The sequence below is a fragment of the Scandinavium lactucae genome (genome assembly GCF_033843265.1).
Lineage (GTDB): Bacteria > Pseudomonadota > Gammaproteobacteria > Enterobacterales > Enterobacteriaceae > Scandinavium > Scandinavium lactucae.
Window position 1 is genome coordinate 85,605 of record NZ_JAWXRD010000003.1, and the last position, 14,774, is coordinate 100,378.

The 14,774-nt window shown below is 56.8% G+C and carries 15 protein-coding genes; 9 read left to right on the plus strand and 6 right to left on the minus strand.

From position 1 onward, the window contains the following. Positions 1 to 24 precede the first annotated feature (24 nt). The gene (locus tag SIK69_RS04705) at positions 25 to 690 is read right to left on the minus strand and encodes a 7-cyano-7-deazaguanine/7-aminomethyl-7-deazaguanine transporter (protein ID WP_319627083.1); all 666 of its coding nucleotides are present in this window, start codon (positions 688 to 690) and stop codon (positions 25 to 27) included. A 305-nt stretch (positions 691 to 995) separates the two neighbouring features. Between SIK69_RS04705 and tusA the strand changes: the two genes are divergently transcribed. The 4 genes from tusA to SIK69_RS04725 all read left to right on the plus strand — a co-directional run bounded on the left by tusA (position 996) and on the right by SIK69_RS04725 (position 4,226). Then, entirely contained in the window at positions 996 to 1,241 is a 246-nt protein-coding gene (tusA, locus tag SIK69_RS04710; protein ID WP_319627082.1) for a sulfurtransferase TusA, read from the plus strand. A gap of 174 nt (positions 1,242 to 1,415) precedes the next feature. Further along, a complete protein-coding gene (locus SIK69_RS04715; RefSeq protein ID WP_319785538.1) occupies positions 1,416 to 2,399 on the plus strand; it encodes a TRAP transporter substrate-binding protein in 984 nt (327 codons plus the stop codon). A 23-nt stretch (positions 2,400 to 2,422) separates the two neighbouring features. Further along, entirely contained in the window at positions 2,423 to 2,932 is a 510-nt protein-coding gene (locus SIK69_RS04720) for a TRAP transporter small permease (RefSeq protein WP_319785539.1), read from the plus strand. 10 nt (positions 2,933 to 2,942) lie between these two features. Continuing rightward, positions 2,943 to 4,226, plus strand: coding sequence for a TRAP transporter large permease (locus tag SIK69_RS04725; RefSeq protein ID WP_319785540.1), 1,284 nt, complete (start codon positions 2,943 to 2,945; stop codon positions 4,224 to 4,226). A gap of 44 nt (positions 4,227 to 4,270) precedes the next feature. On the opposite strand, the gene zntA is transcribed toward SIK69_RS04725, so the two are convergent. Then, entirely contained in the window at positions 4,271 to 6,472 is a 2,202-nt protein-coding gene (zntA, locus tag SIK69_RS04730) for a Zn(II)/Cd(II)/Pb(II) translocating P-type ATPase ZntA (RefSeq protein ID WP_319785542.1), read from the minus strand. A 92-nt stretch (positions 6,473 to 6,564) separates the two neighbouring features. Continuing rightward, a complete protein-coding gene (locus SIK69_RS04735; protein WP_319785543.1) occupies positions 6,565 to 7,191 on the minus strand; it encodes a lysoplasmalogenase in 627 nt (208 codons plus the stop codon). A gap of 140 nt (positions 7,192 to 7,331) precedes the next feature. Between SIK69_RS04735 and SIK69_RS04740 the strand changes: the two genes are divergently transcribed. Next, positions 7,332 to 7,688, plus strand: coding sequence for a DUF2500 domain-containing protein (locus SIK69_RS04740; protein WP_319627076.1), 357 nt, complete (start codon positions 7,332 to 7,334; stop codon positions 7,686 to 7,688). Positions 7,689 to 7,756: 68 nt separating this feature from the next. Here SIK69_RS04740 and SIK69_RS04745 read toward each other — a convergent pair whose 3' ends face one another. Then, on the minus strand, positions 7,757 to 8,035 hold the full coding sequence (locus SIK69_RS04745; protein WP_319627332.1) for a DUF1145 family protein: 279 nt from the start codon (positions 8,033 to 8,035) through the stop codon (positions 7,757 to 7,759). Then, complete coding sequence (gene rsmD / locus SIK69_RS04750) at positions 8,025 to 8,621, minus strand: 16S rRNA (guanine(966)-N(2))-methyltransferase (RefSeq protein WP_319627075.1); 597 nt, start codon at positions 8,619 to 8,621, stop codon at positions 8,025 to 8,027. Before rsmD ends, SIK69_RS04745 begins: the two co-directional genes overlap by 11 nt. A 148-nt stretch (positions 8,622 to 8,769) precedes the next feature. On the opposite strand from rsmD, the gene ftsY reads away from it, so the two are divergent. The 4 genes from ftsY (at position 8,770) to rpoH (ending at position 13,163) form a co-directional block, all read left to right on the plus strand. Further along, positions 8,770 to 10,326: a signal recognition particle-docking protein FtsY gene (gene ftsY, locus SIK69_RS04755; protein ID WP_319785544.1), complete on the plus strand. Its 1,557-nt coding sequence runs from the start codon at positions 8,770 to 8,772 to the stop codon at positions 10,324 to 10,326. A 2-nt stretch (positions 10,327 to 10,328) separates the two neighbouring features. After that, positions 10,329 to 10,994, plus strand: a complete 666-nt coding sequence (ftsE, locus tag SIK69_RS04760; RefSeq protein WP_319627073.1) for a cell division ATP-binding protein FtsE — start codon at positions 10,329 to 10,331, stop codon at positions 10,992 to 10,994. Continuing rightward, positions 10,987 to 12,042 (plus strand): permease-like cell division protein FtsX, encoded by a 1,056-nt coding sequence (gene ftsX / locus SIK69_RS04765; protein ID WP_319627072.1) that lies wholly within the window; start codon positions 10,987 to 10,989, stop codon positions 12,040 to 12,042. The genes ftsE and ftsX overlap by 8 nt, the downstream gene beginning before the upstream one ends. A gap of 266 nt (positions 12,043 to 12,308) precedes the next feature. Continuing rightward, the gene (rpoH, locus tag SIK69_RS04770) at positions 12,309 to 13,163 is read left to right on the plus strand and encodes an RNA polymerase sigma factor RpoH (RefSeq protein ID WP_319627071.1); all 855 of its coding nucleotides are present in this window, start codon (positions 12,309 to 12,311) and stop codon (positions 13,161 to 13,163) included. A 45-nt stretch (positions 13,164 to 13,208) separates the two neighbouring features. Here the strand turns inward: rpoH and pdxR are convergent, their stop codons facing one another. After that, complete coding sequence (gene pdxR, locus SIK69_RS04775; RefSeq protein WP_319627070.1) at positions 13,209 to 14,675, minus strand: MocR-like pyridoxine biosynthesis transcription factor PdxR; 1,467 nt, start codon at positions 14,673 to 14,675, stop codon at positions 13,209 to 13,211. Positions 14,676 to 14,774 lie beyond the last annotated feature (99 nt).

A 14,774-nucleotide genomic window follows, 5' to 3' on the forward strand; every position in this document is an offset into this window, starting at 1 on the left:
TATCACAACCCGTTGGATGAACCTTTACCCTGGCTGAAAAGCGCGGTTTTCAGATTTATCTGCCAGTTTTTTCAACAACATATTTAGCAATACGCCATACATCGGCAAGAAGAACACCAGGCTAATGAGCACCTTGAAGGTGTAATCAACCAGCGCGATTTCTACCCAGTGTGCGGCCATGAACGGATCCGGACTGCGCCAGAAGGCGATGAAGAAGAAGGCGAGGGTATCGCTGACGTTGCCAAACAGGGTCGATGCCGTTGGGGCCAGCCACCAGCGGTGGTTCTGACGCAGGCGATTAAAGACGTGTACGTCGAGAATTTGCCCCAGCGCATAGGCCATAAAGCTTGCCGCCGCGATGCGTGCCACGAACAGATTGAAGTGGCCAAGTGCCGCAAAGCCCTGCCATTCGCCCATATAGAACAGCGACGAAATCACGTAAGAAATCAGCAGCGCAGGGGCCATCACCGCAAAAATGATTTTACGGGCCAGCGGCGCGCCAAAAATACGCACGGTCAGATCGGTCGCGAGGAAAATAAAGGGAAAACTGAACGCGCCCCAGGTGGTATGAAAACCAAAAATGGAGACCGGCAGCTGGACCAGATAGTTACTGGAGGTGATCACCAGCAGATGAAAAAGTGAAAGCCAGAACAACGCTTTTACGCGCTGAGCTTGAGAAAACTGAAGCATATTGTGACCTTTTTAGTGGTTGGGGTGAGGGAACCCAATATGTGCTACACGCTATTTTACTTGCCATTTTGACATCGGGCAGTGCTCGCGCTCCTCACGTACTACGTGTACGCTCCGGGCGCTCCGCGCTGGCCTCATTCAAACTGGCTGCGCCAATAACGCGTTGTGAGACTTTGCAAAACCGCCGCATAATACTGCGTTCTGTGCGCTTTGCAACGGCTAATTTTCGCGCAATCGTTAACCTGCCTTGCGTCACAAAAAACTGGGGGTAAACTAAGGCGGTTTTTTGACTGACTGAGTGAACAATGAGCGATCTTTTTTCTGCTGCTGACCACACCCTGGATGCTCAGGGCCTGCGCTGCCCGGAGCCGGTAATGATGGTCCGCAAAACCGTACGCACCATGCCGGTGGGTGAAACGTTGCTGATAGTCGCAGATGACCCGGCGACGACCCGTGACATTCCAGGCTTCTGCCGTTTTATGGATCATGAGCTGATTGCTCAGCACACCGATTCGCTGCCTTACCGCTATCTGATTCGTAAAAATCACTGATCCCCCAAGGGCAGAAACTGTGATCTGCCCTGAAATATCGTTATCAAATGGTTAAACCAACGTTTCATATTTGTATCTTTTGTGAGGCGTCTCACCGTCGTTCTTCTCGTACCAGGCTAATTTTTACACGCAAAACTAAAACAACGTTTTATTAAATGCCCCTGGAGACGACCGATGAAAATGACTGTCAGGCCATTTGTGGCCGCCTTATGCTTTTCGACTGCCACTCTCTGTTTCACTTCTTCCGTTTTCGCGCAGACCATCCGCGCTGCCGATGTTCATCCTGAAGGCTACCCAAACGTGGTGGCAGTGCAGCACATGGGCGAAAAACTCAAACAACAAACCAACGGCGAGCTGGAGATTAAAGTCTTCCCGGGCGGTGTGCTGGGCGATGAAAAGCAAATGATTGAACAGGCGCAGATGGGGGCGATCGACATGATCCGCGTCTCAATGGCCCCGGTGGCGGCGATCCTGCCCGATATCGAAGTGTTCACCCTGCCCTATGTGTTCCGCGATGAAGATCATATGCACAAGGTCATTGACGGCGACATCGGCAAACAAATTGGTGAGAAGCTCACCAACAACCCAAAATCCAAACTGGTGTTCCTCGGCTGGATGGACTCCGGTACCCGTAACCTGATAACCAAGCAAGCGGTCACCAAGCCTGAGGATCTGAAGGGCATGAAAATCCGCGTGCAGGGTAGCCCGGTGGCGATTGATACCCTGAAGGATATGGGCGCAAATGCCGTCGCAATGGGCGTGAGTGAGGTGTACAGCGGGATGCAGACCGGGGTTATTGACGGTGCGGAGAACAATCCGCCGACCTTTATCGCCCATAACTACATCCCGGTGGCGAAGCACTATACCCTCAGCGGGCACTTTATCACCCCGGAAATGCTGCTCTATTCCAAAGTGAAATGGGACAAACTGAGCGCCGACCAGCAGCAAAAAATCGTGACCCTGGCCCGTGAAGCACAGATGGAACAACGCCAGCTGTGGAACGCCTACAACCAGCAGGCACTGGAAAAAATGAAAGCCGGTGGCGTGCAGTTCCATGACATCGACAAAACGTATTTCGTCCAGGCAACGGAACCGGTGCGTAAAGCCTATGGCGAAAAGCACCAGGATCTGATGAAAGCCATCGCTGACGTACAGTGAGCCATCCCGTGACCGGAGGACCTATGTCCGACTCTTTTTCAAGGCTGATGGATAAGCTGTACATGCTGGCGATGTGGGTGGCTGGCGTGTCGCTGCTGGTGATGACCATCGTCATTCCCATCGGGATTTTCTCACGCTACGTGCTGAACCGGGGCGAGTCCTGGCCTGAGCCCGTGGCCATCCTGTGCATGGTGACCTTTACCTTCGTCGGTGCGGCGGTGGGTTACCGCGCCGGATCGCACATTGCGGTCAACATGCTGACCGATCGCCTGCCTGCGGCGTTACAACGCGTCACCGCACGCCTGGTCGATTTGATGATGTTGCTGATAACCGGGTTGATGTTCTGGTACAGCGCCTGGCTGTGCGCCGATCTGTGGGAGCAGCCGGTGGCGGAGTTTCCGTTGCTGACCTCCGGCGAGACCTACTTGCCGCTGCCGGTCGGTTCGGCGGTACTGATTCTATTCGTCATCGAGCGATTGCTGTTCGGTTCTCAGGAGAACCGTCCGGTGGTACTCATCGGTAATCACGGTTAAGGGGTGTTAGATGGACGCATTTATTCTGCTTTTCACCCTCGCCATTCTGCTGGCTATCGGTATGCCAGTGGCGTTTGCCGTGGGGCTCAGCGCAGTGGCGGGCGCACTTTGGATTGATTTACCGCTGGAAGCGCTGATGATCCAGATAACCAGCGGGGTTAACAAATTTACCCTGCTGGCAATTCCGTTCTTCATTCTGGCCGGGGCGATTATGGCGGAAGGCGGAATTGCCCGCCGTCTGGTCAATTTTGCCTATCTGTTTGTCGGCTTTATTCGCGGCGGGCTGTCGTTGGTGAACATTGTGGCGTCGACCTTTTTCGGGGCGATTTCCGGCTCGTCGGTGGCGGATACTGCGTCCATCGGCAGCGTGATGATCCCGGAGATGGAGAAGAAGGGATATCCGCGTGAGTATGCGGCGGCGGTCACGGCCAGCGGTTCCGTACAGGCGATTTTGATCCCGCCGAGCCACAACTCCGTGATTTACTCGCTGGCGGCGGGCGGCACGGTGTCTATCGCCACGCTGTTTATCGCCGGCGTATTACCGGGGCTGCTGTTAGGGGTCAGCCTGATGGTGATGTGTCTCTGCTTCGCCCATAAGCGGGGCTACCCGAAAGGGGAGGTTATCCCGTTCAAACAGGCGGTGAAGATTTTCCTCGACGCTCTGTGGGGGCTGATGACGGTGGTGATTATTCTGGGCGGGATCCTCTCGGGGATATTTACCGCAACGGAATCTGCGGCGGTTGCCTGCCTGTGGGCGTTCTTCGTCACCATGTTCATCTATCGCGACTATCAGTGGAGTGAGCTGCCAAAGCTGATGTATCGCACGGTGAAAACCGTCAGTATCGTGATGATCCTGATTGGTTTTGCCGCCGCCTTTGGCGCGGTGATGACCTACATGCAGTTGCCGGTGCGCATCACCGAGTTCTTCACCACGCTTTCCAGCAACAAGTACGTGATTTTGATGTACCTGAATATCATGTTGCTGCTGATTGGCACCCTGATGGACATGGCACCGATCATCCTGATCCTGACCCCAGTGCTGCTGCCGGTGACCAATGCGCTGGGGATCGATCCGGTACATTTTGGGATGATCATGATGGTAAACCTCGGGATCGGCCTGATTACGCCCCCGGTGGGATCGGTGCTGTTTGTCGCCAGTGCAGTGAGTAAGCAGAAGATAGAAACCGTGGTGCGTGCGATGCTGCCGTTCTACGGCGTGCTGCTGATTGTGCTGGCGATGGTAACCTACATCCCGGCGATATCGCTGTGGTTGCCACACGTTCTGGGAATGTAGTCATGGGTAAGCCCGGCGGCGCTGATGCTGGCCGGGCTTACGCGCTAACTTTTGCGATTAAGCAACCGCAGCGCATTGGCGGTGACCAGCACCGTCGCGCCGGTATCTGCCAGCACCGCCAGCCACAGTCCGGTGATGCCCAGCAGCGTCGTCACCAGGAAAATCCCCTTCAACCCCAGCGCCAGCGCGATGTTCTGCCGAATATTGGCGCGGGTGGCGCGGGCCAGGCTTATCATCTGCGCCAGGCCGGTCAGACGGTTGCCGGTCAGCGCCGCATCAGCGGTCTCCAGCGCCACGTCGGTGCCGCTGCCCATCGCAATACCGATAGTTGAAGCCTTCATCGCCGGGGCATCGTTGATGCCATCCCCGACCATCGCCAATGGGGCCTGTGCATTCAGTGCGGTGACCGCCGTGACTTTGTCCGCAGGCAGCAGCCCTGCGCGGAAATCAAGCCCCAGTTCTTTGGCAATTGCGGCGGCGGCACGCGGGTTGTCACCGGTGAGGATAATCCCCTGAATGCCTAAATCATGCAGGGCGTTGACCGCCTCCCGGGCATCGTCACGCAGGGTATCGCGCAGTGCCAGAATCCCCTGTAGCGTCTGGTTTTTTACCACCACCACCACCGTCTGCCCGGCGTCTTCAAGCTGGGCAATGAGCGCGGCGTGCTCTCCGCTCGGGAATTTATCCCCGGCACAAATCAGCACTTTTTCGCCGGCCACGTCCGCTTCGATACCTGACCCGGCCAGCGCGCGCTGGTTCAGAGCCTGGGGCAGGGCAAGCTGACGCGCCGTGGCTTCATTCACTATTGCCGTGGCCAGCGGGTGGCTGGAGCCCTGTTCCACCGCAGCCGCCAGCGCCAGCAGGGACGCTTCCGTCGCGCCGTTCAGCGGCACGATAGCGGTTACGCGCGGTTTACCGACCGTCAGAGTGCCGGTTTTATCAAACGCGATATGTTGAATGCTGCCGAGCTGTTCCAGCGCTGCGCCGCCTTTGATTAACGCCCCTCTGCGTGCGGCCGCCGCCAGCCCGGAGGTGATCGCCGCCGGGGTGGAAATCACCAGCGCACACGGACAGCCGATCAGCAGCAAGGTCAGGCCTTTGTAGATCCATGGCAGCCATTCCGCGCCCGCCAGCAGCGGCGGCAGAACGGCAACCAGCAGCGCGACCAGCATAATCGCCGGAGTGTAGATGCGGCTGAAACGATCGATAAAACGCTCGATTGGGGCGCGACGCTCTTCCGCTTCTTCAATCAGACGCAGGATGCGGTCGATGGCGCTGTCGCCGGGCTCTGATACCACGCTCAGCTGTACCAGTCTATCGACGCTGGTGGCACCTGCCGGAACGGTTTCGCCCTGGTTGCGCTCGACCGGCACCGATTCTCCAGTGAGCGCACTTTCATCGAAGCTGGCGAACGTTGACACCAGGGTGCAGTCGGCTGGCAGGCGGCCCCCGGCGGCAACTTCGATAACATCACCCGGACGTAAATCGCGCTGGGCTACGGTTTCGCGTTGGCCGTTACGCAGCCGAATGGCGGTATCAGGTTTGAGGGCCATCAACGCGCTGACGCCTTTGCGGGCGCGGCTGGCGGCCCAGCCTTCAAGGCGTTCGCCGATGAGAAACAGCAGCAGGACCATCGCCGCTTCGGCGGTCGCCCCAATGAACAGCGCCCCAAGTGCCGCCACGCTCATCAGCGTTTCGATGGCAAACCAGCTGCCGCTTTTTATCAAACGCAGCGCCTGACGGGCGATAGGGAACAGGCCAACCAGGGTGGTGGCGATAAACGCCAGGTTACCGAGGGGATGGTTTACCTGTGCCAAACCCCAGCTCAGCGCCATCATCACCATGAGCACTATCAACGGCAGGTTTTCACGCAGACGCGAGGGGGCGGGTTGTTGTGGGGCATCTTCGGCACGCAGGGCGTAGCCCGCTTTGCTGACTGCGGTTTCTACCTCCGGGCGAATATCCCGGTCGGCATCGACCAGTAATTTTTCGGTGGTGAACAGCACCTGCACCTGGCGCACGCCGGACAGTTGCCGCACGGCGTTTTCGACTTTTCGGGCGCAGGCCGCGCAGTCCATGCCGCTGACTAGCCAGCTATAACGGTGCGCGCCCTGTGGGGCAGAGGGTTGCTCAGGGGCTGAACAGGTCTCGCCGCAGCCGCAGCTCTCTGCGTCGGGTGTAACCGGCGTGAGCTGGAATGAGGCGAAGTTAGGAACCTTTTTGCCATCCGTTTCTGGTGTCGACATGGCACTCTCCTGTTAATGATAAAATTCTCAATAACACAGAGCATACACTTTGGAGTCGACTCCAGAGTCAAGCTTCTTTTTACCGCGATTTATTATAAGTACAGCGCCCGGACAATCAAAAAGTGCCCGGCGAAGTAGCAGGCTGAAGCAATGGCGGTGTCGGCGCGGAAACGACGGCGGTAGTGACTGCCCAGCCAGACGATATTGCTCACCAGCAGCAGCGTCGCGCCGAGGAAACTCGACAGCGCGGTATCGACCGGGCGGAAGAACCACAGCTCCCCGGCCAGCCACACCATCACCAGGGTCATCGCAATAAACGTACAAATCGGCAGGCGTAATTCCTCAAGGCGTGACCAGATTACGGCAATCAACAACGCGCCAATCACCAGCAGCACCAGCGGCAGCGGCCAGAAGAAGGAGAGCGTCATTTGGCTGGCAAACCAAATCGTATACAGCAGATGCGACAGGAAGAAGGCCCCGATGGCGTACAGCAGGCGTTCACGTGATAACAGCGTCAGCGCATCGCCAATCAGCGACGCACACAGGCCCGCCAGCACCAGATAGCTAATGGCATTGAACATCGGCGCTTGCCAGGCGAGCAGCAGCAGCAGGATAAGCGTGACGGGTTTAAACACCCAACGCTGCCACACCGGGCCGCGATAGGACGCATCGACGTACAGCCAACCGGATAAACAGACCGCGATAAATGACCACAACATAATAAGTCCCTGTATCTGTTATTGATGTATAAGTTCTCTTCAGTTCAGTGTAGTGGCGCAAGTGGGAGGATGGCAATGCCGGGTCGGGCGGGGTATCCTCTTTTGCGCCAATTCTTACCAGACATCAAGAGAACGTTCCAATGAGCAAAATGCCGCTCTTTTTTGTGATTGTGGTCGCGATTATCGTCGTCGCCGCCTCGTTCCGTTTCGTGCAACAGCGTCGTGAGAAGCTGGAGAACGATGCCGCGCCGCTGCAACAAAAGCGGGTAGTGGTGACCAATAAGCGGCAAAAAGTGATTAACGAGCGACGTTCCCGCCAGCAAATCGTCGCCCCGGCGGGGAGCGATATCCGGTATGAAGCGAGCTTTAAGCCGGAAACCGGCGGGCTGGAAGTGACCTTCCGTCTGGAAGAAAAAACCTATGACCAGTTAACGGTCGGGGATAAGGGCACGCTGAGCTATAAAGGCTCGCGGTTCGTGTCATTTACGACGCCATGATGGGGTGCCCGGCAGCGTAAACGTGGCCGGGCCCACGGTTCGGGCGCGGTTTGTTGCCGCGCATAAAATCACTTTTTCTTCGGCGTGAGCTTCATCTTCTTCTGCCACGCAATCAGCTCAAACACCCCAAACAGGAACACGCGAACCTGTTCGCCACGGGTCATCTGTGGGCCATCTTTTGGCATGGTGGCTTTCAGCAGCGTCATTTGCAGGCCGTGCATCAGGATCATGAAGATCAGCGCCACGTTGACGAAGATATTGACCGGAAATTTGAACGGGTGCACCACGTTGAGAACCAGGAAGGCCCAGACGCAAAGCATCAGCAGACGGCCTATATTAAGCAGCATCATTATTTCCTTGTGCTTTACGGTGATAAAGGCGATAAGCGACCTGACCGGCCACCTTCTCACGGTGTAAATCCCAGTGCGCAGGCACCGGCGGTAGGCCGTTTTCCACTTCGCTTTCGACATAGATAAGTGCATCATCCGCCAGCCAGCCCTGGGTTTCCAGCAGATTCAGCGTCTCTTCCAGTAGTCCTTTACGGAACGGTGGGTCGATAAACACCACGTCGTGCGGCGTGCCAGCCTGCGCCAGGAACGTTAAGCTGTTGGTATTCACCACTTTGGCATGGCTGGCGTTCAGCGTCGCGAGGTTTTTTTGTAGCTGTTGTGCCACGTGGCGTTCCATCTCCAGCAGCGTCGCGCTACCGGCATAACGGGACAGCGCTTCCAGCCCCAGCGCGCCGCTTCCGGCGAAACAGTCGAGGCAGCGGGCATCGACCATATGCGGTGCAAGCCAGTTAAACAGCGTCTCGCGGACGCGGTCGGTGGTCGGGCGCAGGCCTGGGCTGTCGGGTACCGGGAGCTTACGGCCCCGCCATTGCCCGCCTATAATGCGGATTTGGCCGCTGCCGGAGTGATTTGGTTTTTTCATATCTATGCTCAGCTCAATGCCGGATTACTCTTCCAGGCGGTGATGCGCGTTAAGTTAAGTGATAGACTATTTCATCATTTTTTTAGCTTCCATGTACATAGCGCAGTGACGCAGTACCGGGAATCAACAGCGAAGAGCGTGGTCGCCAATGGCAAAAGACAAAAAAAGAGGCTTTTTCTCCTGGCTGGGCTTTGGACAGAAAGAAGAAGAGCAGCAACAGGAAGCCGAACAGCAGCAAAGCGAAGCGCAGCAGGCACCTGTAGAACCGGTTATCGAACAGGAAACTGTGGAAGAGATCGCCGTTGAGCCCGTCGCCGAAGCGGAACAGAAAGCGGAAGCGGAAGTCACTGCGCACAGCGAAACCGAAACCCAGGCATTTGCCGACGACGTTGTTGAGGTGACCGAAGAGGTTGTTCACAGCGCCGCGCCGCAGCCCGTCGAGCCGGAAGAGGTCATCGTTGAGGCTGAAGCCGTGGTTCACGTTGAGGCTGAGCCAGAAGCTGAACCCGAGGCAGAAGTCGAACCCGAGGCAGAAGTCGAACCCGAGGCAGAAGTCGAACCTGAACCCGAAGCCGTGATTGACGAAGTTGTCGAAGCCGTCATCCCGGAAGATGTGCTCCCGGAAGACGAATTTGCGGAAGACGAACTGAGCGACGAAGAACTTGAAGCCCAGGCCCTGGCCGCCGCGGATGCCGCGGAAAACGCCATCGATGCGCCGCAAGAAACGGTTGAAGAAGACGCCGAAGAACCCGCGCAGCCACAGCAGGAGCAGGAGCGCCCAACCAAAGAGGGCTTCTTCGCGCGGCTCAAACGCAGCCTGCTAAAAACCAAAGAAAATCTCGGTTCCGGATTTATCAGCCTGTTCCGCGGCAAGAAAATCGATGATGATCTGTTTGAAGAACTGGAAGAACAGCTGCTGATTGCCGATGTTGGCGTAGACACCACCCGTAAAATCATCGCCAATCTGACCGAAGGCGCGAGCCGTAAACAGCTGCGCGATGCCGAAGCGCTGTACGGTCTGCTGAAAGATGAAATGGGCGAAATCCTCGCAAAAGTGGATGAACCGCTTAATATTGAAGGCAAATCCCCATTTGTTATTCTGATGGTCGGCGTCAACGGGGTGGGCAAAACCACCACTATCGGCAAGCTGGCACGTCAGTTCGAGCAGCAGGGCAAATCGGTGATGCTGGCGGCGGGCGATACCTTCCGTGCCGCAGCGGTTGAGCAGCTCCAGGTCTGGGGCCAGCGCAACGACATCCCGGTGATTGCGCAGCATACGGGTGCCGATTCCGCATCGGTCATTTTCGATGCGATTCAGGCGGCGAAAGCGCGTAACGTCGATGTGTTGATCGCCGATACCGCAGGGCGTTTGCAGAATAAATCGCACCTGATGGAAGAGTTGAAGAAAATCGTTCGCGTGATGAAAAAGCTGGACGAAGAAGCACCGCACGAGATTATGCTGACGCTGGATGCCAGCACCGGTCAGAATGCCATCAGTCAGGCGAAGCTGTTCCATGAAGCGGTTGGGCTGACGGGCATCACATTGACTAAACTGGACGGCACCGCCAAGGGCGGCGTTATCTTCTCGGTGGCCGATCAGTTCGGGATTCCGATTCGCTACATTGGCGTGGGCGAACGTATCGAAGATTTACGTCCGTTTAAATCGGACGATTTTATTGAGGCACTTTTTGCCCGAGAGGACTAACAATGATTCGCTTTGAACAAGTCAGCAAAGCCTATCTCGGTGGGAGACAAGCGCTGCAGGGGATTAACTTCCAGCTGCAGCCGGGTGAGATGGCCTTTCTGACCGGCCACTCCGGCGCGGGGAAAAGTACCCTGTTAAAGCTCATTTGCGGTATCGAGCGTCCAAGCACCGGGAAAATCTGGTTCGGCGGGCATGACATCAGCCGTCTGAAAAGTCGTGAAGTGCCGTTCCTGCGTCGCCAGATTGGGATGATTTTCCAGGATCACCACCTGCTGATGGACCGCACCGTGTTTGATAACGTGGCGATCCCGCTGATTATCGCCGGGGCGAGTTTCGATGATATCCGCCGTCGCGTGTCGGCGGCGCTGGATAAAGTCGGGCTGCTCGACAAAGCGAAGAACCTGCCTATTCAGCTCTCCGGCGGGGAGCAGCAGCGCGTGGGCATCGCCCGTGCGGTGGTGAACAAACCGGCGGTGCTGCTGGCGGATGAACCGACCGGTAACCTCGATGAGGCGTTGTCGGAAGGCATTCTGCGCCTGTTTGAAGAGTTTAACCGCGTTGGGGTAACGGTGCTGATGGCCACCCACGATCTGGGCCTGATCTCCAGCCGCTCATACCGCATGCTGACCCTCAGCGACGGGCATTTGCACGGAGGCTACGGTGAATAAACGCGACGCGATGAACCACATCCGCCAGTTCGGCAACCGCTTTGACCGGTTGCGTAACGGCGGTGGCACTGGTCACAACGGCGGCAATGCGCCGAAACGTGCGAAACCGGCCCCGAAGCCGAACTCGCGCAAAACCAACGTCTTCAACGAACAGGTGCGTTACGCGTTTAACGGCGCGTTGCAGGACCTCAAAAGTAAACCGATCGCGACGTTTCTGACGGTGATGGTGATCGCCATCTCCCTGACGCTGCCGAGCGTCTGCTATATGGTTTACAAGAACGTGAATACCGCGGCCTCGCAGTATTATCCGTCGCCGCAAATCACGGTCTATCTTGAAAAAACGCTGGACGATGACGCCGCGGCGAGAGTCGTAGGGCAACTGCAGGCCGAGCAGGGCGTGGACAAAGTGAACTACCTGTCCCGAGATGAAGCATTGGGCGAGTTCCGCAACTGGTCAGGCTTTGGCGGCGCGCTGGATATGCTGGAAGAGAACCCGCTGCCTGCGGTGGCGGTGGTCATTCCGAAGCTTGATTTCCAGGGCACCGATTCGCTGAACACCTTGCGCGATCGCGTATCCCGCATTCAGGGCGTGGATGAAGTGCGGATGGACGACAGCTGGTTTGCCCGTTTATCTTCCATCACCGGCCTGGTCGGACGCGTGGCGGCAATGATTGGCGTGCTGATGGTGGCGGCGGTCTTCCTCGTCATCGGTAACAGCGTGCGTCTGAGCATCTTCGCCCGTCGGGATACCATTAACGTGCAGAAACTGATTGGCGCGACCGACGGTTTCATCCTGCGTCCATTCCTGTATGGCGGGGCGCTACTCGGTTTCTCCGGGGCGTTCCTGTCGTTGATTCTGTCGGAGATTCTGGTGCTGCGTTTGTCATCGGCGGTCACCGAAGTCGCCAAGGTCTTCGGCACTCAGTTTGAACTCAGCGGCTTAGGCCTCGACGAGTGTCTGCTGATGCTGATTGTCTGCTCAATGATCGGCTGGGTAGCCGCCTGGCTGGCGACGGTTCAACATTTACGCCACTTTACGCCGGAATAAAAAAAGTCTGATATACTCTCTCCCTGCTGCAAAGAAGATTCCTGTTCGCAGGGAGAGTTTCAAAACCCATCTGCTTTCCCTGTCCAAACGTTATCACCGTGATGTCACATTTTGTGCGTAATCTATTCACATCGTTGCATGGAACTTGTGGATAACATCACTGTCTGATAAAAATGTGAATGTTAATCTCGCTGCACGAAACAACTGGCCCGAAAGTTGCCTGATGGGAACGTAGCACGGCCAGGACGTAAATTGAGAGGACTTGAATGACCAAAGATATGCAAACTTTAGCTTTAGCCCCTGTTGGCAACCTGGATTCCTATATCCGGGCGGCAAACGCATGGCCGATGTTGACGGCTGATGAAGAACGGGCACTGGCGGAAAAGCTGCATTACCAGGGCGATCTGGAAGCAGCGAAGACGCTGATCCTGTCTCACCTGCGCTTTGTTGTTCACGTTGCTCGTAACTACTCTGGCTACGGCCTGCCGCAGGCAGATTTGATTCAGGAAGGTAACATCGGCCTGATGAAAGCCGTGCGCCGCTTCAACCCTGAAGTCGGTGTGCGTCTGGTCTCTTTCGCCGTGCACTGGATCAAAGCCGAAATTCATGAATACGTGCTGCGTAACTGGCGTATCGTGAAAGTCGCAACCACCAAAGCACAGCGTAAGCTGTTCTTTAACCTGCGTAAAACCAAGCAGCGTCTGGGCTGGTTTAATCAGGATGAAGTCGAAATGGTGGCGCGTGAGCTGGGTGTATCCAGCAAAGACGTGCGTGAAATGGAATCGCGAATGTCCGCACAGGACATGGCGTTTGATATGTCGTCTGACGATGATTCCGAAAGCAATTCTGTCGCACCGGTGCTCTACCTTCAGGATAAATCGTCTAACTTTGCCGACGGCATTGAAGACGACAACTGGGAAGAGCAGGCCGCGAACAAACTGACTCACGCGATGGAAGGCCTGGACGAACGTAGCCAGGATATCATTCGCGCCCGCTGGCTGGACGAAGACAACAAGTCCACGCTGCAGGAGCTGGCTGACCGCTATGGCGTGTCCGCAGAGCGTGTGCGTCAGCTTGAAAAGAACGCGATGAAAAAATTGCGTATGGCGATCGAAGCGTAATTCGAATGCTTATGCCCGGTGGCGCCGTCCAGGCGCTTACCGGGCCTACAATTTTATACACTCCATTAAGACCTTAAACGCCCCCTCCATCTCTTCCTCGCGCATCGCCGCAAACCCCATTAACAGCCCGCGCTGCGTGGCGTCATTCAGGTAATACCGCGACAGTGGCCGCACCAGCACACCTTTTTCATTGGCTTTTTGCGCCAGCGCCACGTCATCGCACCCGGCGTTGAGCTTCAATACCAGATGCAGCCCGGCATTATCGTTAAATTCGCTCAGCGCTTCTTTGCCGAGGTAATCGGTTATCAGGCCTGTCAGCCGCTGACGACGACGAGCGTACAGCAGTCGCATCCGGCGAATATGGGCGGTGTAATGTCCTTCGCGGATAAACAGCGCCAGCGCGTCCTGGTCGAGCAAACGACCGCTGCGATACAGTTCGGCATGGGCGGTGCGTAATGATTGCGCCAGCGGGCGTGGGAGCACCACATAACCCAGCCGCATGCCCGGCCACATGGTTTTGCTGAAGGTGCCGATGTAAATTACCGGCGCGTCTTCGACCAGCCCCTGTAACGCTGGGATAGGCTGGCCGGAGAAGCGAAACTCACTGTCGTAATCGTCTTCCACAATCCAGCTGCCGGTTTGTCGCGCCACCGCCAGCAGACGCTGACGGCGTTCGAGACTCATCACACAGCCGAGCGGATACTGATGCGACGGCGTCACGAAAATCAGCCGCGGCGGCGTCTCGCCCGGCTCTGGCGGGTTCATGCCGCTCAGATCGACATCCACCGCCTGTAACGTCACCCCATTCATCTGCAACACGTTGCGAATGCCCCAATAGGCGGGCTCCTCAATCCATGCGCTATCCCCGGGGTTACACAGCATGCGTGATACCAGATCAATGGCCTGATGAATGCCTTCGGTTATCAGGATTTGGTCCGGCGTACAGCGCACCGACCGCGCCACGCGCAGATACTCCATCAGCGCCTGTTGCAGCGCCGGGCTGCCGCCGGACGGGCTGTAAGAGAGCTGCATCGCCTGCGGTTTCCGGCTGATGCGGGTGTGGATTTTACGCAGCAGGGCGTGGGGAAACTCGTTCACGTCCGGCACGCCGGGCAAAAAAGCGCCCCACTGGCGAGGGCTGGCGCGACTGTGTGCCAGCAGCGCCTGACCACGTTCTGAAAAGCTCACGCTGCGTGAGTCGCTGGCCTGTTGCTGATGGCTGCCGGGCGCGAACAGCAGCGCGTCCGGCACGGTTTTCGCCACGAAGGTGCCGCTCCCGGAACGGGAAACGATATAGCCCTCTGCCAGCAACTGCTCATACACGGTCAGCACCGTGTTGCGCGATAAGCGTAACTGGCTGGCGAGATCGCGGGACGGCGGCAGGCGACTTTGCGGCGGCAGGCTGCCGTCGAGGATCGACAGGCGCACGGCGTTATACAGCTTCTTGTGCAATTTATCGTCAGGCTGTTCATCCAGACGCAGTTGCAGGAGATCGCACACTAAAGAACGCAATTGGATCCCTCAATTATTCAAAACTGGTACTCGATTATAGAACCGCTCAGAGAGTAAAACACTTGTATTGTTTCAAAGTTGTTAACACTAAACGTATTT

What these genes read in the sequence shown, in the direction of transcription:
- rsmD (WP_319627075.1), bottom strand. Translation starts at nt 8,621, where the DNA reads ATGAAAAAACCAAATCACTCCGGCAGCGGCCAAATCCGCATTATAGGC.
- SIK69_RS04740 (WP_319627076.1), top strand. Translation starts at nt 7,332, where the DNA reads ATGAGCAAAATGCCGCTCTTTTTTGTGATTGTGGTCGCGATTATCGTC.
- zntA (WP_319785542.1), bottom strand. Translation starts at nt 6,472, where the DNA reads ATGTCGACACCAGAAACGGATGGCAAAAAGGTTCCTAACTTCGCCTCA.
- SIK69_RS04735 (WP_319785543.1), bottom strand. Translation starts at nt 7,191, where the DNA reads ATGTTGTGGTCATTTATCGCGGTCTGTTTATCCGGTTGGCTGTACGTC.
- SIK69_RS04745 (WP_319627332.1), bottom strand. Translation starts at nt 8,035, where the DNA reads ATGCTGCTTAATATAGGCCGTCTGCTGATGCTTTGCGTCTGGGCCTTC.
- tusA (WP_319627082.1), top strand. Translation starts at nt 996, where the DNA reads ATGAGCGATCTTTTTTCTGCTGCTGACCACACCCTGGATGCTCAGGGC.
- ftsE (WP_319627073.1), top strand. Translation starts at nt 10,329, where the DNA reads ATGATTCGCTTTGAACAAGTCAGCAAAGCCTATCTCGGTGGGAGACAA.
- SIK69_RS04720 (WP_319785539.1), top strand. Translation starts at nt 2,423, where the DNA reads ATGTCCGACTCTTTTTCAAGGCTGATGGATAAGCTGTACATGCTGGCG.
- SIK69_RS04725 (WP_319785540.1), top strand. Translation starts at nt 2,943, where the DNA reads ATGGACGCATTTATTCTGCTTTTCACCCTCGCCATTCTGCTGGCTATC.
- SIK69_RS04705 (WP_319627083.1), bottom strand. Translation starts at nt 690, where the DNA reads ATGCTTCAGTTTTCTCAAGCTCAGCGCGTAAAAGCGTTGTTCTGGCTT.
- SIK69_RS04715 (WP_319785538.1), top strand. Translation starts at nt 1,416, where the DNA reads ATGAAAATGACTGTCAGGCCATTTGTGGCCGCCTTATGCTTTTCGACT.
- rpoH (WP_319627071.1), top strand. Translation starts at nt 12,309, where the DNA reads ATGACCAAAGATATGCAAACTTTAGCTTTAGCCCCTGTTGGCAACCTG.
- ftsY (WP_319785544.1), top strand. Translation starts at nt 8,770, where the DNA reads ATGGCAAAAGACAAAAAAAGAGGCTTTTTCTCCTGGCTGGGCTTTGGA.